Genomic DNA, 16,452 nt, shown 5'->3' with positions numbered 1-16,452 from the left:
GTTTGCCAGCAAAACAAAGGGCGGATGGTTTTGCGAACCATGTGCGAGCGGCTAGCTTTCCGTTTGTCGGCGGGGAGGATTTTCACCGTTCCTTTTCGTGAAGTCAGCGCAAACCTCGGAGATTGGCGCAAGCCCCTCAGCCTCGTCATTCCAGGGCGGAGCAGCCGCGAAGCGGCGTCGCGAAGACCCTCGAATCCATGCCGTGACTCTGATCAAAGGATGCAGCGGAGTAGAATTTTGCACCGTTGCGGCGCGTCAACGTCACCGCATGGCTCCTCGGGTCTGCGCGCGTCGCTTCGTTCCTTGCTCCGCCCGTGGATGACGAGGCCGGGCCGTTTCGGCCAACCGCCAATGCAAGCCGCCGGCCAGCACAGGCATGGCCGGCGGTCGAAATCCCTATGCCGGGAGACCAGCCTTCGTCAGCTCTTGCTGGAGGCCAGCACGAGCACCGGCTTCTCGCTGTAAAGCTGCGGGAACAGCGACTTCAGATTCTCGATCTTGGGCAGGTCGTTGTAGACGATATAGGGATAGGTCGGGTTCAGCGTCAGGAAGTCCTGATGGTAATCCTCGGCAGGATAGAAGGTCTTGCCGGTCTCGAGCGTGGTGACGATCGGCTTCGGAAACACCTTGGCCTTGTCGAGCTGGGCGATGTAGCTCTCGGCGACCTTCTTCTGCTCCTCATTCTCGGCGAAGATCGTCGAGCGGTACTGGGTGCCTGAATCCGGCCCCTGGTAGTTGAGCTGCGTCGGATTGTGCGCGACCGAGAAATAGACCTGCAGCAGCTTGCCATAGGTGATTTTCGACGGATCGTAGGTGATCTCGACGGATTCGGCGTGCCCGGTACGGCCGGTGCCGACCACTTCATAGACGGCGTTTTCGGCGCTGCCGCCGGTATAGCCGGATACCGCCTTGCTGACGCCCTTGACGTGCTGGAACACGCCCTGCACGCCCCAGAAGCAGCCGCCGGCGAAGATCGCCTTCTCGCTGCCGCTCGCCGCCTTTTCATCCATCGCCGGCGGCGGGATCACCACCGCGTCCTCGGCCGAGCGGGCCGGGCTCTGCCAGAAGACGGCCGCCGCCGCGCTCAGCGCCAGCGCCGCCAGCGCGCCACGGGTCAAGAATGGCCGCGCGGCTTTTGTCGTTATGCCGTTCATGTTGCGTCTCCTTGTTGTTGTTCCATTATATACGACTTGAAGCCGCCGGAAGGTTGTCACTTTGCCGTGGGTCGGTGTGCAACCGCAGACGGCGCTCCCCCTCTCCGTCTCGGCTTCGCCGAGCCACCTCTCCCCGCCTTTGGCGGGGCGAGGAACCCAGGGTTGCGGAGGCCTCGCCCCCCGGCGATTGGCGTTTCCTCGCCCCCGCAAAGCGGGGGAGAGGTGGATCGGCGCGCAGCGCCGAGACGGAGCGGGGGCTGCGCTGCCCTATGCGATTTGCCCGACTTACTGTGCCGGCTTCATGGCGTCCGTGGCCGGCTTCATCGCATCCGCCGGCTTCATCGCATCCGTCGCGGGCTTCATCGCCTGGGTGCTCATCGCGTCGGGCTTCATGGCGTCGGCCGGTTTCATGGCGTCCGTCGCCGGCTTCATGGCGTCGGTCGCCATCGCGTTGGCGGGCTTCATGGCGTTGGTCGCGTCGTCGGCGCGGGCGCCGGCCACGAAGACGGCGGCGGAAAGCGCGAAGGCGAGCGCCGGCAGCGTGAGGAACTTGGTCATGATAGTCTCCTTGGGTTTTGGCGCGCGCATGCGGGCCTTGGTGAAGCGTTGCCGCTCCAATGCGGCCCCGCGCGAAGGGAAAAGAAAAATCAGTTGGCGGCCGCGGCCAGGATCGGCCCGCCGCCTGGCGCCTGCACCAGCACCGCGGTGCTCAAGCCGCCCGTGGCTGCCGGCAGCGGCAGCGTGGTCGCCGCGCCGTGCCAGCTGCCGAGCTTTGTCAGCGCATGCACGACATTGGCATGCGGCAGCGTGCGGCCGGTGTTCTCGCCGCGCGCCACAGGCACCTCGACGACGCCTTTCGTGTAGCGCACCAGCCAGATGTCGGCGCCGCCGCCCGGCGCCTTGCCGGCGCCGATGCTGACCGTGGCCTTGTCGAGCGAAAGCTCGGGGCCCCGCGCCTGACCGCCTTTGGCGATCAGGCTTTGGATCTCGCCCGGCGCGGCGCCGACGGCATCCGCGCGGCCGTTCACAACCACTTGCGGCGTGAACGGTCCGTCATGGCCGAGCGACGGCTCGTAGGTCACCTGGCGGTCGGTGAACTCCTTGCGGCCGAACGTGTCCTTCCAGCCGAGATAGTCCCAATAGGTGACGTTGAACGACAGCGCCAGCACGCCGGGCTGGTCCTTGACCTTGATCAGGTTGGCGTTGGCCGGCGGACAGGACGAGCAGCCCTGGCTGGTGAACAGCTCGACCACGGTGAGCGGCTGCGCGGCCGCGGCGCCGAGCGTGGCCGCAAGCATCGCGCCAGCGAGCAGGCTTGTCTTCAATCCGGTCATGGGAAGCAGTCTCCACTGTGGGGTCATGCTCCCATTTCGCCGCGGTGGAAGGCTTCGTTACAGCTTCACCGGTTTGTGATGGGGGCAGCGCTTCCCCTTCTCCCCTTGTGGGAGAAGGTGGCTCGGCGCGCAGCGCCGAGACGGATGAGGGGTGCTCCAGCTTGGCGTCGAGGTTGACCCAGCTCACCGCCAGGGCTGCAAGCCAGCATCTTTTACATACGCGATAATCGTATCACAGACGCCGTCCATATCCTTCACGACATCGTCGTTCCAAAAGCGCAACACCCGAAACCCTTTCGCCTTCAGCTCAGCTCCGCGAGCCAAATCCGATTCCGAGTCCGCGTGCTGGCTACCATCAAGCTCGACGATGAGACGCGCCTCGAGGCAAGCGAAATCGGCGACGTACTTTCCAATGGGCACTTGCCGGCGAAACTTGATCCGATCAAGCCTACGGTCGCGCAGCTCCTGCCATAGCTTGTGCTCCGCTTCCGTCATTTCACGACGAAGCGTGCGGGCAAAACTGCGTTTGGCTTGAGTGACGGGTTGGTGCGGCATTGCGCCAGATTAGCTGGACGCTGAGCTCCGTCCAACACCCCTCATCCGTCTCGGCGCTGCGCGCCGATCCACCTTCTCCCACAAGGGGAGAAGGAGAGGGCGTTCTACTGCGTCAGCACCGTGTTCGACGGGCGCTGGTTGTAGTCGCACTTGCCCTGCACGGTGTAGAAGAAGTCGGCGTTGGAGACCAGCGCCGGCACCGCGTTGCCGCCGTCTTCCCAGGCCTGGTAGCCGGTCTGGCCGCAGGGCACGGCGGTGAAGATATTGACGGTCTGGCCGGTCGCCACTTCCGGCATGTCGGTCGGGCTTGTGCCGATATAGAGCCGGTTCGAGGTGGTCGGATCGTTGGACTTGAGCACCTTCGGGTTGCCCGACGGCACGTCCATCTCGAGATAGAGCTGGTCCATCTGGCTGACGTCGATCACCGCGCCCGCGCCATTGGCCGGGGTGAATGTATCGACGCAGTAATAGGTCGTGCCGTAACCGTCGGTCTGGATGGTCGTCCCGGACGGCACGCTCTTCTGCAGGCTCTTCAGCGTGCCGGTGGTGCACGCCTGGTTCTGCACCGTCGTCGAGGTCGACCCGTTGACGGTGTTGACCACAGTGGTGCCGTAGCCTTTCGGATCGCCGTAGCCATTATAGGTGTAGCTGATCGTCATCAGCTTCTGGGCGGTGGTCTGGCCGAACTTGGTGCCCCACAGGATCATCGTCTTCGCCCAGTAGCCCGACACCTTCGTCACCTTGAAGGTGGTCTGCACCAGCGCCGGCGTCTTGCGCACCGACGAGCCGACGCCGACCTGCACGTTGTTGATGCGCGCCACCTGCATGAAGGTGGTCGGCATCGGGTAGGTGGCCGTGGCGGTGAAGGTCGCCGTGCCGAAACTGTCGACATTGACCCCGGTCAGCGTCGCCGTGCCTTGCCCGGCATTGGCGGCATAGGCCTGCTGCAGCGACGTCTGCCGGTCGGAGAAGCTTGTCGTGGTGGGCAGCGTGGTGACCGAGATGATCGCGGCGTCGAGCGCGTTCTGCATGTCGCTTCGGGTCGTCACCGCCGAGGTGTAGTCTACGGAAAAGCCGATTGCCGCCACGATCGGGATCGTCAGGATGGCCATCATCGGCATGATCGAGCCGTCGCGGCGCGCGAGGAATTGCATCGCCGTCCTGGCCACCGCGGCCAGGCTGAATTTTCGGGCAGAACTGGACATTCCTGGGCCTTCGTCGTCGCGGCAATGAGCCGGTTTACCATCCGGGGGCGGAGGATGCCCTAAAGCGGTGCATGAATGTTTAAGCGCGTTTGGATATTTCGTGAGCGGGATGTGATGGCGGCGCCTTTTCCTTCTCCCCTTGTGGGAGAAGGTGGCCGCGCAGCGGCCGGATGAGGGGTGCTCCAGGGAAAGCCGACGTCTCACTCCGCTGGAACACCCCTCATCCGTCTCGGCGCTTCGCGCCGATCCACCTTCTCCCACAGGGGGAGAAGGGGAAAAAGGCGTTGCGCTTGCCCCCCAACCCCGCCCCTGCTAAAGCGCGCCGCATGACGACGCCCCTCGACCACATCCGCAATTTCTCCATCGTCGCCCATATCGACCATGGCAAATCCACGCTTGCCGACCGGCTGATCCAGCTCACCGGCACGCTGGAGGAGCGCGACATGAAGGAGCAGATACTGGATTCGATGGATATCGAGCGCGAGCGCGGCATCACCATCAAGGCCCAGACCGTTCGGCTGAACTACCGCGCCAGGAACGGCGAGGACTATGTGCTGAACCTCATCGACACCCCCGGCCATGTCGACTTCGCCTACGAAGTGTCGCGTTCGCTCGCCGCCTGCGAGGGCTCGCTGCTGGTGGTCGACGCCTCCCAGGGCGTCGAGGCGCAGACGCTGGCCAATGTCTACCAGGCCATCGACAACAACCACGAGATCGTCGTGGTGCTGAACAAGGTCGACCTGCCGGCGGCCGAGCCCGAGCGCATCCGCGAGCAGGTGGAGGAGGTTATCGGCCTCGACGCCTCCAACGCCGTGCTGATCTCGGCCAAGACCGGGCTTGGCGTGCCGGATGTGCTGGAGGCGATCGTCCACCAGCTGCCGCCGCCGCGCGAGGGCGACATCAACGCGCCCTTGAAGGCGATGCTGGTCGACAGCTGGTACGACGCCTATCTCGGCGTCATCGTGCTGGTGCGCATCATCGACGGCGTGATGAAGAAGGGCCAGACCATCCGCATGATGGGCACGGGCGCCAAATATCTCGTCGAGCGCACCGGCGTGTTCAAGCCGGCCCGCGTCAATGTCGACGAGCTCGGCCCCGGCGAGTTCGGCTTCTTCACCGGCTCGATCAAGGAGGTGGCCGACACCCGCGTCGGCGACACCATCACCGAGGACCGCCGCCCGACGCAAAAGGCGCTGCCTGGCTTCAAGCCGGCGCAACCGGTGGTGTTCTGCGGCCTGTTCCCGGTCGACGCCGCCGATTTCGAGGACCTGCGCGCCGCCGTCGGCAAATTGCGCCTCAACGACGCGAGCTTCTCCTACGAAATGGAGACCTCCGCCGCGCTCGGCTTCGGCTATCGCTGCGGCTTCCTTGGCCTGCTGCATCTGGAGATCATCCAGGAGCGGCTGGAGCGCGAATTCAACCTCGACCTCATCGCCACGGCGCCTTCCGTCGTCTACCGCCTGAACCTCAATGACGGCTCGGTGAAGGAACTGCACAACCCGGCCGACATGCCCGACGTGGTCAAGATCGCCTCGATCGAGGAGCCGTGGATCCGCGCCACCATCCTCACCCCAGACGACTATCTCGGCGGGATTCTAAAACTCTGCCAGGACAGGCGCGGCATCCAGGCCGACCTCTCCTATGTCGGCAAGCGCGCCATGCTCACCTACGACCTGCCGCTCAACGAGGTCGTGTTCGATTTCTACGACCGGCTGAAGTCGATCTCCAAGGGCTACGCCTCCTTCGATTATCACCTGACCGACTATCGCGAGGGCGACCTGGTCAAGATGTCGATCCTGGTCAACGAGGAGCCGGTCGACGCCCTATCCATGCTGGTGCACCGCACCGCGGCCGAAAAGCGCGGCCGCGCCATGTGCGAGAAGCTGAAGGAGTTGATCCCGCACCATCTGTTCAAGATCCCGATCCAGGCCGCGATAGGCGGCAAGGTCATCGCCCGCGAAACCATCTCGGCGCTGCGCAAGGACGTCACCGCCAAATGCTACGGCGGTGACGTGACCCGCAAGCGCAAGCTGCTCGACAAGCAGAAAGAGGGCAAGAAGCGGATGAGGCAGTTCGGGAAAGTGGATATCCCGCAGGAGGCGTTTATCCAGGCGCTGAAGATGGGGGATTGAGAAGCCGGTTGGCGCGCGCAGCGCGCCAAGCCATCGATCCAGTAAATCGATGGCAGGCTTCGAAAGCGGGGGAGCTGCCGGCAGGCAGCGGGCCCCCCGCCAGCGCGGCGCTGAAGCTGCGCGGTGGAGGTTGGGCGCCTAGTGATACAAGGAAAATCTACTTTCGTCGCTCGACAGATTGAATCATAAATAGATTAGCTACCCTATATGTCATTGCCTGGGCGCTAACACCATACAACTTAGCTACATTTGAAATTTGTTGCTCGTCTTCAAGGTCAATTTTACTAGATCGCAAATCACGAAATACGTTAGGAAACGGCATCAACAATTCTGCAGCAAATTGGTTGGCCTCGATCTCTTTTATATCACCTGCATGTGATGAGCGCTCGTCCCGGTTCAATACAAAAAAGTTTTTGTCAACGTATAGATGGTCAGAGTGTAAGTATAAATGCCCACATTCGTGAGCAACAGTAAACCTCTGCCTGTTCTTATGATGAGCGGAATTCACCGCGATTATAGAGTCACTCCCATTTCGAATAAGCATTCCGGCCAATTCACCATCGTACGGCGCATAGCGGATAGAAGCTCCGAGTTCACGAGCGACGCGATCAATCGGCACAATGCCGCCAACATAGTCAATCCTTCGAAGTAACTCCAAAGCCGCTCTGCGAATCTCAGAGACTCGTTCCGCTTTGAGCCAAAGTTTGGGAGATTTCATACTTAGCGGCCCTGCAGGGAGTCCACCCATGCACGAAGTTTCGGGTCAAAATGACTAGGCAGCGACCGGGACAGCCGCTCGGATCCGGCTTTGCTTTCCCCTAGTGGTAGAAGGTCGATCGGAGAAATACCGAGTACATTCGAGAACTGCATCAACTGAGACACAGTCATCTGCTGCTTACCGTTTTCAAAATTCGCCACTGATGGACGCGAAATGCCAAGTCGCTTCGCGATATCATCCTGAGTAGCGCGAAGCTTTTCTTCTCGAATACTGCGTATTCGTCGACCAATCTCAACGTACAATTCTTCAGACATAAGCATATCCCTTCGCGCTGGCGTCGCGATCATATCTCCAGGCGTGATTTGCGTCAAGGATTCATACGCACTCAATCAACAGAATTATTGTCGTCAGATATATTGACAGCAGGATGTGTGACATGAGAGCGTCGGACATTCGACCTCCCAAGGCGGATATCAACGCTAATTTTCCCATTTAAGGAGAGGGAAATGTACCGCTTCAAAATCAAGAACGCCGCGAATGGCCAGTACCGCGTTCAGTTTGTGTACGGCAGCCAGGTGATCGTCTGGTCGGAAAACTACACCACCAAGGCCAACGCGCAGAACTGCATCGACTCAATTAAAGCCAACGCCCTCTTCGCTCCGGTTGTCGACACGACCGCCGGAGAATCGGCGACCGGTGCTCGGTTCGACATCGTGCTGTCCCGGAACAAACAGTACTTCGTCCACTTCAAAGGCCCCAACGGCGAAACCCTGGTGTGGTCCGAGGAGTACACGGCGAAGCACAATGCCAAGAGTTGCGCCGAGTCGGTCAAATACAACGCACATACCGCGCCGGTTGACGACGAGACGTCTTCGAGAGCTGCCTAATTTGGTGGCGTGAACCCGGCGCCATCCGGCGCCGGGCGATTTCAAGGTACGGAGGAATGCAAATGACCAAGCGTAATCAACATGTCGTGCCGCATTCAGGCGGGTGGGCAGTCAAGGGCGCGGGTGCCGAGCGTGCGTCGTCGGTGCATGTAACCCAAAAGGCTGCGATCGAAGCTGGACGTACTGTCGCCCGCAATCAAGGAACGGAGCTCCTTGTACACGGCCGAGACGGCCGGATTCGGGAGCGAGATTCCCACGGTCATGATCCGTATCCACCCAAAGGATAGGAGGTAGAAATGCCGATCTCATTCAAACATAACGGTCGCAGGGTTTCGTCTGCAAAAGCGATGATGTCTGCTATGCAGCGCGATATCGAGCAGGGTATCGAGCGAACATTCAAGAACGCCGCGTCTTCGGTTGGCGCACGAACAAAGAGGACCTCCAAGGGTCTCGAGGTCGAGGGTTCTCCGGAACAGATTGCTCGGCTGACGAAGCGGCTCGGGAAATAGCAGCGAAGGCGTACGTGAGTGACGTACGCCTTCGCTGTCCAAGCGCTCACACTTCACCACCCCTCCACCTCGTTGTATCCTCTCCCCAGCTTGGGGAGACATCGCATGCGCTCCACCTCGGATACCGTCGCCGCGATCGGTCTCGCCATCGGCGGCGCTTTGGGCATGGCGGGCACTTTCGTTGCCAGCGATGCGCTGCGCGAGACGCTTTGGACCATCGACGGCGTGGGCGTCGTCGTCGCCGCGGCACTCCTCACCCTGAAATACCAGCGGCTTGGCAATGACCTCGTCGCGGCCGGTTTCCTGACCTTCCTCGCCGGCGAAAGCCTGCTTCTGGCCGGCAATGCGGCGGGATTGCAGGCGAGCGTGCCTTCCTATGCCGGCGGCATTGCGCTGTGGGCGGCGGGGCTGGTCATGGCCAGCGCCCAAAACACCTTCGCGCTCTGGATGCGGCTCACGGCTTTCGCCGCCGCGTTGCTCTTCGCCGTCTCGGTCTTGATGATCCTGTGGGGCGCGCCGCTTCTACCCACCTCGTCGCCGCTGCCGGCGCTCGGCTATCCATTCCTGGTCCTCACCTTCATCGGCTGGATCTGGACGTTGCTGAAAGCGGAGCGTTGAGTGGGAAGGCGATGGCCGCGCCGCTCGAAATCCGCAACAGCCTCTCGGGAAAGATCCTCCCCGCCCTCGGTCCATTTCTGCTTGGTGGCATCTTCGGCTTCGGCGCGTTGCAGGGCGTGGCTTCCGGCGCGGATGGCGGGCATGTGCTGTGGATCGCGCTGCTTAGCGCCGCCTGCCTGGGGCTCGGCGTCTTCATCGCCCGCGGCGCCTTCGACACGTCGGTCAAGGTGACGCTGAACAGCCACGGCTTCCGCGATAGTCGCGCCGGCGACGTGCTGGTGCCGTGGAGCAAGGTGCGCAGCGTGCGGCTTGCCGCCGGCGGCAAGGGCGCGGCGATGCTCAATTTCGAGCTCACCGAGGAGCCGCCCGACGCAATCCGATATTCCTCCGCCAACGCTTTCGGCCTGATGCCTTTCGGCAAGACCACCGTGCACATGGAGATCTCCTCGCTCGACGTGCGCGGCGAGGATCTGGTGGATGCAGTGCGGAAGCTTGCGCCGCATGTGGTGGTGAGAAGGTAGGGCTCCCCCTTCTCCCCTTGTGGGAGAAGGTGGCCGCGAAGCGGCCGGATGAGGGGTGTTCCAGCGGAGTGAGGCGTCGGCCATGCGCACGTTGCGGCGAACGTCTTCGCCAAGCTGGAGCACCCCTCATCCGTCCGAGCTTCGCTCGGTCACCACCCGGCCCTTCGCAGGCTCAGGGCGTTCGAAGCTCGAAAAGCCAAGCAATTGGCTTTTCGTCCGCTAAAGCGGACCGCTTCTCACCCCACAAGGGGAGAAGGGAAGGTCGCGCGGCTTCACCACCCGTGCTCTACTCCCCTCGGGGACCTCGCCATGATTCGCGCTCTGCTTGCCGCTCTTCTCCTCACCTCGCCGGCCTTCGCCGCCGACATGTCGGTCTTCGTGCGCAACCAGCGCTCGGATGGCGTTGCGGTGGAGCTGTTCAGCCGCGACAGCCAAAAAGTCTGGCCGGGCGACGACAAGGTCTTCCTCATTCGGCCGAAGGCGCGCAAATCCGTGCCGATCTCCTGCGAGCCGGGCGAGCATATCTGCTGGGGCGCCTGGGTGGTCGGCAACGACCAGGTCTCCGCTGGCGTCGGCCCAGACAACGACCAGCCCTGCGACACCTGCTGCTTCATCTGCACCGAGCATTCGACCGAGACTGTGGATCTGGCGGAGTAGGCGGGGCGCTGAAGAGCGTTTCACCGTTTCACGGAAACGGCGAACCGCTCTATCCCGTTGTTTTTACGCAATTCCGGACGGAGGGCTACGGCGAGTCGCCGAACCTGACCGCTCACACTTTTCCTGGATTGCTCCAGGCGGCCACCTCGAAAATGGCTTGACGGATTGCCATCTACCTTCTAGTAGGTAGGCAGCAAAACCAAAGGAAGATTATCGTCATGTCTGCACAAACGAGCGGTCAGAACCGCGCCCAGTCCTCAAACGCCTGGCTCAAAAGCTACTATTATCTGCGCTTTGCCGTATCGGCTGCCTGGGTCCTGGCGGCCTTCACCGTCGCGAAGACAGTCCCGCAGCTCGCCGCAATCATGCTGGTCGCCTACCCCTTATGGGACGCGCTTGCGAACTACGTCGACGCGCGGCGCAGCGGAGGGCTTCGCGGCAACGGATCGCAGCTGCTCAATTTCGTCGTCAGCATCGTCACCGCGATCGCGGTCGCCATCGCGCTTGGCCGCGGCATGAACGCGGTGCTCGCGGTCTATGGTGTCTGGGCCGTCGTCGCCGGCGCATTTCAACTGCTGACGGCGGTTCGTCGCTGGAAGACCAACGGCGCGCAGTGGGCGATGATCCTGAGCGGCGCCCAGTCGGCGCTGGCCGGCCTCTTCTTCGTCAAGATGGCGGGCAGCGCGGAAGCCATCGGCATCGCCAATGTCGCGCCCTATGCCGCGTTCGGCGCCTTCTACTTCCTGCTGTCCGCCGTGTGGCTTTCCGTCGGCGATATGCTTCGCAAGGCGCGACAGGTCGCGAGTTGAGCTTTCTTCCGCCGGGCGTTAGGCATGATCCCGAAAAGTGGGAACCGGTTTTCGGAGAAAGATCATGCCCCAACAAAAAGTTGGATCGTGATGGCGATTCAACGAAACGCCATCACGATCTAGGCATGTCCATGGATAAGCCCTCGAACACCGCCGATGACATCCTGGCCGCCGCGCGCACGTTCATCGTCGCCGGCGGCTACAACGGGTTCAGCTATGCCGATATCGCCGAGGTGGTCGGTATCCGCAAGGCGAGCATCCACCACCATTTCCCCAGCAAGGTCGACCTCGTGCAGACCCTGGTCCGGCGCTACCTCGAGGATGCCGTGACGGGCATGACGGAGCTTGAGCGCAATGTGCCTGGGCCGCCGGAATTGCTGCGAACCTATGCCGGCTTCTGGGCGCAGTGCATCGAGGACGCGAGCAGGCCGATCTGCGTCTGCGCGCTGCTTGCCAGCGAGCTTCCCGCCCTTCCGCCGGAGGTTGCCGTGGAGGTCCGGGCGTATTTTCAGTTTCTCTCGGGTTGGCTGACCGGCGTCATCGAGCGCGGCGCCGCGCAAGGCTCACTGACGATCGCCGCCGCGCCGCGCGTGGAGGCGGAGGCCTTCATGGCGACCGTGCACGGAGCGATGATTTCCGCGCGGGCCTATGGCGACGTGCTGACGTTCGGCATGATCCTGGCGCCGACGCTGCAGAAGCTGATCCCCACGACCGATTGACGTGGGATCGGTCGGGGCGATCTGGCCTGGCTGCGGATGCGGTCCGATTAGAAACGCATAGGTCTAAAGCATGTCTCCCGAAAGTGGTCCCGGTTTCGGGACAAAGACATGCTTAAGATCAAAGACTTAAAGCAGGTTGCGTGAATCCTTTTTCACGCGACCTGCTTTAGGCCGCCTGCGCCATCCGCTCGGCGCTCATCCGGTAGGAAATCGCCTCGGCGAGATGGATGCGGCCGACCGTCTCGCTGGCGTCGAGGTCGGCCAGCGTGCGCGCCACCTTCAGCACGCGGTGATAGGCGCGCGCCGAGAAGCCGAGCTTTTCGCTGGCGTCCTTGAGCAGCGTCAGGCCGGCACTATCGGGCTTGGCGATCTCCTCGATGATCGAAGGCGGGCAATGCGCGTTGGTGGTGGCGCCGGCTCCCAGTCTTTCCAGCCGCTCGCGCTGCATGGCGCGCGCTCGCGCCACGCGCTGCGCAACCGCGCCACTCGTCTCGGCCTTGTCCGGCCGGATCAGGTCGCTTGCCGAGACCGCCGGCACCTCGATCCGAAGGTCGATGCGGTCGAGCAGCGGGCCGGAAATGCGCGCCTGGTAGTCGGTACGGCATCGCTCGCCGCGCAGGCAGCGATAGCCGGGCTCGCCCGACATGCCGCAGCGGCACGGATTCATCGCCGCCACCAGCTGGATGCGCGCCGGATAGGTGACGCGGTGGTTGGCGCGCGCAATCATGCAGTCGCCGGTTTCCAGCGGCTGGCGCAGCGCATCGAGCGTCTGCGGCGTGAACTCCGGCAGCTCGTCGAGGAACAGCACGCCGTGATGGGCGAGCGAGACCTCGCCCGGACGCGCGCGCAGACCGCCGCCCACCATCGCCGCCATCGAGGCGGAGTGATGCGGCGCGCGGAACGGCCGCCGGTCGGTCAACTTGCCCTCGCCAAGCTCGCCGGCGACGGAGGCGATCATCGACACTTCGAGCAGCTCCTTCGGCGCCAGCGGCGGCAGGATCGAAGGCAGGCGCTGCGCCAGCATCGACTTGCCCGAGCCGGGCGGCCCGACCATTAGAAGGTTGTGGCCGCCGGCCGCCGCCACTTCGACCGCCCGCTTGGCGCTTTCCTGGCCCTTGATGTCGGCGAGGTCAGGCAGGTCGCGCGCGGCGAGCTTTATGCCGGCCTCGGGCCGCGACAGCACCTGCGTGCCGCGAAAATGGTTGGCGACGGCGATCAGGCTGCGCGGCGCCAATATGTCGAAATCCTTGCCGGCCCAGGCCGCCTCCGGTCCGCAGGCGAAGGGACAGATCAGGCCCTTGCCTTCGGCATTGGCGCCGATCGCCGCCGGCAACGCGCCGGCAACGCCTGCGATCGTGCCGTCGAGCGACAATTCGCCCAGCACCACATAGCCGGCCAGCATGTCGCCGGGTATGGCGCCCAGCGCCGCCATCAGGCCGAGCGCGATCGGCAGGTCGTAATGGCTGCCTTCCTTGGGAAGATCGGCCGGCGCGAGGTTCACCGTCACCTTCTTCGACGGCATCGACAGACCCGATGCGTGCAGCGCCGCCTGCACCCGCTCGCGGCTCTCGGCCACCGCTTTGTCCGGCAGGCCGACGATCTGCATGCCGACCTTGCCCGGCCCGACCATCACCTGGACATCGACCGGAACGGCCTCGATGCCCTGGAAAGCGACCGTGCGAACCCGCGCCACCATTTGTCTCAAGCCCCCAATATCGGCTCGCGTGATCCTGCGATCAGGCCGCGAGCGAAATCAGGCTAGACAACCACAGATTTTCGCCTTGGGCAAGAACATTACGAGAACGCGAGCAACTGCGCGCCTCGTTATTCTCCGGCGGCATCGACAAGCCCGATGCTTGGAGCGCCGCCTGCGTCGTGGCGAGAACTACCCCCGCTTCCCCTCCACACAATCCCAGAACAGGCTCGCGATATCCGCGCCGCCGAAGCGCTGCACTTCGCGCACGCCGGTCGGCGAGGTGACGTTGATCTCGGTCATGTAGTCGCCGATCACGTCGATGCCGACCAGGATGAAGCCGCGTTCTTTCAGAGAAGGCCCGATGCGGGCGCAGATCTCGCGCTCGCGCTCCGTCAGCTCGGTCTTCTCGGCGCGGCCGCCGACATGCATGTTGGAGCGGGAATCGTGCTCGGCCGGCACGCGGTTGATGGCGCCAACCGGTTCGCCGTCGATCAGGATGATGCGCTTGTCGCCCTTGCGCACGTCCTTGAGGTAGCGCTGCACGATATAGGGCTCGCGGAACAGCTGGCCGAACATTTCGAGCAGCGAGGCGAGGTTTCGGTCGGCCTCGTGCAGATGGAAGATGCCGGCGCCGCCATTGCCGTAGAGCGGCTTGACGATGATGTCGCCGAACTCCTTGCGGAAGGCGGCGACCTCCTGGGGATCCTTGGTGATCAGCGTTTCCGGCATCAGGTCCGGGAATTCGGTGACGAAGATCTTTTCCGGGCTGTTGCGCACCCAGGCCGGGTCGTTGACCACCAGCGTCTTCGGATGGATGCGCTCCAGTATGTGCGTGGTGGTGATGTAGTTCATGTCGAAGGGCGGGTCTTGCCTCAGCAGCACCACGTCCATCTCGGAGAGGTCGGTGCGTACTTTTTCGCCAAGCGAATAGTGGTTGCCCTTCTCGTCGCGCACCTGCATCTCCTCGATGCGCGCGAACACCTTGCCGTCCCGCAGCGACAGCCGGTCGGGCGTATAGTGGAAAAGCTTGTGGCCGCGCCGCTGCGCCTCGAGCGACAGCGCGAAGCTCGTGTCGCCGGCGATCGACACGGTGGAGACATGGTCCATCTGGACGGCGATCTTCAGCGGCATTTTTTCTCTCCGGCGTGCTCTGCCGCCGATATAAGGAAATCGGCGGCGTCTGCCAATCGTGCTCGCTTGGTGCAGACGCTTAGAGACTGTTTCGAAATTCGCTCTGGCGAGTCATATGGTGGTGGTTTCGAGAACCGGAGCGGAGCGGACATTCAGGTCCGTGAGCACCGGAAGCGCAGAGAACGCCATCAGATGGCCGCCAGAGTAGAATTTCCAAACAGTCTCAGCGGTCGAAGACCAGCCTGGAATATCCAAGGAAGGACAGCGCCATGGCGACGATCGAGGCAAAGGCGAGCGCCGCCAGCGCCGGCATTGCGAAGAGCAGCGCGCAATAGACCAGGTAGTTGACGATGCCGGTGGCGATGCCGACGCCGCCATAGCGCGCGCCTTCCTGCGCGATGCTTCGGCTCGACGGCGAGAAGGTCAGATGGCGGTTGATCTGCCAGGTGACGCAGAGCGCAAAGCCGATCGACAGCACGCGTGCCGAAAGCGCGCCGAGCGGCGTGATGGCTAGCAGCAGCCAGAGCGCCGCCGCGTCGGCGACGAAACCGATGCCGCCGGTGAAGGCGAAGCGGACGAGGCGGCCCACTATGCCACCCACTAGATCGTGATGGCGTTTCGTTGAATCGCCCTCACGGATCTAACTCTTTGTTGGAGCATGATCTTTCTCCGAAAACCGGTTCCCACTTTTCGGGATCATGCTCTAGGCCGCCCTTGGGGCCTTGCCCGGCTCGCTCTTCGGCGCGGCTTGCGCGGATATCCCGCGCTCGGCCCGGCCGGAGGAAATCGACAGGTAGAAGATGCGCTTCTGCTCGGCCCGGCCGCGCGATACCGAATCGAGGATGAGGCCGGTCATCATCGAGAGCATGGCCAGCAGCAGCATGCCGATCGACAGCACCCAGGTCGGCATGCGCGGCACCAGTCCCGTCTCCGCGAATTCGACCAGCACGGGGATCATCAGGCCGATGCTCGCCGCCAGGAAGAACAGCGCGAACGTGCCGAAGAAGCGCAGCGGCTGCGTCTCCTTCACCAGCATGGCGAACATCCACAGAATCCTGGCGCCGTCGCGGAAGGTCGACAGCTTCGACGACGAGCCTTCCGGGCGGCGGCCGTAATCGAGCGCCATCTCGCTCACCGGCAGCTTGAGCTGCGAGGCGTGCACCGACATCTCGGTCTCGATCTCGAAGCCGCCGGAAACGGCGGGGAAGCTCTTGACGAAGCGGCGTGAAAACACCCGGTAGCCGGAGAAGATATCGGTGAAGTCGGTCCCGAACAGGCCCTTGTAGAGGCGGTTGAAGACGCGGTTGCCGAAGGCGTGGCCGTTGCGGCCGGCATCGTCGGTCACGCCGCGCCTGGTGCCCACCACCATGTCGCAGCGCTCGGTCTGCAGCACGTTGATCAGTTGCGGCGCATCCTCCGGCGCGTAGGTGCCGTCGCCGTCGGCCATCACATAGATGTCCGCGTCGATGTCGGCGAACATGCGCCGCACCACATTGCCCTTGCCCTGGCGCGGCTCGCGCACGACGGTGGCGCCGGCGGCGCGGGCTTTCAGCGCCGTGAGGTCCTTGGAATTGTTGTCGTAGACGTAGATCGCGGCCGAAGGCAGCGTCTCGCGGAAGCGCCGCACGACATCGCCGATCGTCAGCTCCTCATTGTAGCAAGGCAGGAGCACGGCGATGACCGGCTCGTGGCGGACTGCATGCGGCATGTCTGTCTCCGGACGCTCGATCAGCCTCCGGCCGCCTTTGTGCCGGCCCCTTCGAGCCGTTTTACTATTTATTGAAGCCGTTAAGGCTAGGTTTAAACC

The 16,452-nt window shown here is 63.2% G+C and carries 20 protein-coding genes; 9 read left to right on the top strand and 11 right to left on the bottom strand.

What is annotated here, in order from left to right; all coding sequences use genetic code 11:
- Positions 1–419: 419 nt before the first annotated feature.
- The 5 genes from msrA to AC0YKC_RS12435 all read right to left on the bottom strand — a co-directional run bounded on the left by msrA (position 420) and on the right by AC0YKC_RS12435 (position 4,248).
- Positions 420–1,154 (bottom strand): peptide-methionine (S)-S-oxide reductase MsrA, encoded by a 735-nt coding sequence (gene msrA / locus AC0YKC_RS12455; protein ID WP_488511235.1) that lies wholly within the window; start codon positions 1,152–1,154, stop codon positions 420–422.
- A 285-nt stretch (positions 1,155–1,439) separates the two neighbouring features.
- The gene (locus AC0YKC_RS12450; protein ID WP_488511234.1) at positions 1,440–1,712 is read right to left on the bottom strand and encodes a hypothetical protein; all 273 of its coding nucleotides are present in this window, start codon (positions 1,710–1,712) and stop codon (positions 1,440–1,442) included.
- 89 nt (positions 1,713–1,801) lie between these two features.
- Entirely contained in the window at positions 1,802–2,488 is a 687-nt protein-coding gene (locus tag AC0YKC_RS12445; protein ID WP_488511233.1) for a DUF1223 domain-containing protein, read from the bottom strand.
- 183 nt (positions 2,489–2,671) lie between these two features.
- On the bottom strand, positions 2,672–3,043 hold the full coding sequence (locus AC0YKC_RS12440) for an endonuclease domain-containing protein (RefSeq protein ID WP_488511232.1): 372 nt from the start codon (positions 3,041–3,043) through the stop codon (positions 2,672–2,674).
- Between the two features lie 104 nt (positions 3,044–3,147).
- Positions 3,148–4,248, bottom strand: a complete 1,101-nt coding sequence (locus tag AC0YKC_RS12435; protein ID WP_488511231.1) for a TadE/TadG family type IV pilus assembly protein — start codon at positions 4,246–4,248, stop codon at positions 3,148–3,150.
- 326 nt (positions 4,249–4,574) lie between these two features.
- Between AC0YKC_RS12435 and lepA the strand changes: the two genes are divergently transcribed.
- Positions 4,575–6,380, top strand: a complete 1,806-nt coding sequence (gene lepA, locus AC0YKC_RS12430) for a translation elongation factor 4 (RefSeq protein WP_320293852.1) — start codon at positions 4,575–4,577, stop codon at positions 6,378–6,380.
- Positions 6,381–6,537: 157 nt separating this feature from the next.
- Here lepA and AC0YKC_RS12425 read toward each other — a convergent pair whose 3' ends face one another.
- Positions 6,538–7,098, bottom strand: a complete 561-nt coding sequence (locus tag AC0YKC_RS12425; RefSeq protein WP_488511230.1) for an ImmA/IrrE family metallo-endopeptidase — start codon at positions 7,096–7,098, stop codon at positions 6,538–6,540.
- A 2-nt stretch (positions 7,099–7,100) separates the two neighbouring features.
- Positions 7,101–7,412, bottom strand: a complete 312-nt coding sequence (locus tag AC0YKC_RS12420) for a helix-turn-helix domain-containing protein (protein ID WP_488511229.1) — start codon at positions 7,410–7,412, stop codon at positions 7,101–7,103.
- Between the two features lie 192 nt (positions 7,413–7,604).
- Here AC0YKC_RS12420 and AC0YKC_RS12415 point away from each other — a divergent pair, with 192 nt between their 5' ends.
- The 8 genes from AC0YKC_RS12415 (at position 7,605) to AC0YKC_RS12380 (ending at position 11,818) form a co-directional block, all read left to right on the top strand.
- On the top strand, positions 7,605–7,985 hold the full coding sequence (locus AC0YKC_RS12415) for a YegP family protein (RefSeq protein ID WP_488511228.1): 381 nt from the start codon (positions 7,605–7,607) through the stop codon (positions 7,983–7,985).
- 56 nt (positions 7,986–8,041) lie between these two features.
- On the top strand, positions 8,042–8,272 hold the full coding sequence (locus tag AC0YKC_RS12410) for a DUF2188 domain-containing protein (RefSeq protein WP_488511227.1): 231 nt from the start codon (positions 8,042–8,044) through the stop codon (positions 8,270–8,272).
- Positions 8,273–8,281: 9 nt separating this feature from the next.
- Positions 8,282–8,494, top strand: a complete 213-nt coding sequence (locus tag AC0YKC_RS12405; RefSeq protein WP_488511226.1) for a hypothetical protein — start codon at positions 8,282–8,284, stop codon at positions 8,492–8,494.
- A gap of 105 nt (positions 8,495–8,599) precedes the next feature.
- Complete coding sequence (locus AC0YKC_RS12400; RefSeq protein ID WP_488511225.1) at positions 8,600–9,112, top strand: hypothetical protein; 513 nt, start codon at positions 8,600–8,602, stop codon at positions 9,110–9,112.
- An 11-nt stretch (positions 9,113–9,123) separates the two neighbouring features.
- Entirely contained in the window at positions 9,124–9,633 is a 510-nt protein-coding gene (locus tag AC0YKC_RS12395) for a hypothetical protein (protein WP_488511224.1), read from the top strand.
- A 309-nt stretch (positions 9,634–9,942) separates the two neighbouring features.
- The gene (locus AC0YKC_RS12390) at positions 9,943–10,290 is read left to right on the top strand and encodes a hypothetical protein (RefSeq protein ID WP_488511223.1); all 348 of its coding nucleotides are present in this window, start codon (positions 9,943–9,945) and stop codon (positions 10,288–10,290) included.
- 218 nt (positions 10,291–10,508) lie between these two features.
- On the top strand, positions 10,509–11,099 hold the full coding sequence (locus AC0YKC_RS12385; RefSeq protein ID WP_488511222.1) for a DUF308 domain-containing protein: 591 nt from the start codon (positions 10,509–10,511) through the stop codon (positions 11,097–11,099).
- A gap of 131 nt (positions 11,100–11,230) precedes the next feature.
- Positions 11,231–11,818, top strand: a complete 588-nt coding sequence (locus tag AC0YKC_RS12380; RefSeq protein ID WP_488511327.1) for a TetR/AcrR family transcriptional regulator — start codon at positions 11,231–11,233, stop codon at positions 11,816–11,818.
- A gap of 166 nt (positions 11,819–11,984) precedes the next feature.
- Here AC0YKC_RS12380 and AC0YKC_RS12375 read toward each other — a convergent pair whose 3' ends face one another.
- The 4 genes from AC0YKC_RS12375 to AC0YKC_RS12360 all read right to left on the bottom strand — a co-directional run bounded on the left by AC0YKC_RS12375 (position 11,985) and on the right by AC0YKC_RS12360 (position 16,353).
- Positions 11,985–13,514, bottom strand: coding sequence for a YifB family Mg chelatase-like AAA ATPase (locus tag AC0YKC_RS12375; protein WP_488511221.1), 1,530 nt, complete (start codon positions 13,512–13,514; stop codon positions 11,985–11,987).
- A 189-nt stretch (positions 13,515–13,703) separates the two neighbouring features.
- On the bottom strand, positions 13,704–14,645 hold the full coding sequence (gshB, locus tag AC0YKC_RS12370; RefSeq protein ID WP_488511220.1) for a glutathione synthase: 942 nt from the start codon (positions 14,643–14,645) through the stop codon (positions 13,704–13,706).
- Between the two features lie 223 nt (positions 14,646–14,868).
- Positions 14,869–15,234, bottom strand: coding sequence for a GtrA family protein (locus AC0YKC_RS12365; protein WP_488511219.1), 366 nt, complete (start codon positions 15,232–15,234; stop codon positions 14,869–14,871).
- A 114-nt stretch (positions 15,235–15,348) separates the two neighbouring features.
- Positions 15,349–16,353 carry a glycosyltransferase gene (locus tag AC0YKC_RS12360; RefSeq protein ID WP_320293870.1) on the bottom strand — a complete coding sequence of 335 codons (1,005 nt, stop codon included), beginning with the start codon at positions 16,351–16,353 and terminating at the stop codon, positions 15,349–15,351.
- Positions 16,354–16,452: the final 99 nt, after the last annotated feature.

The sequence above is a fragment of the Mesorhizobium sp. CNPSo 4661 genome, from assembly GCF_057784215.1.
The sequence above is the reverse complement of the archived record's forward strand: the minus strand, read 5'-3'. Positions and strand labels throughout refer to the sequence as shown.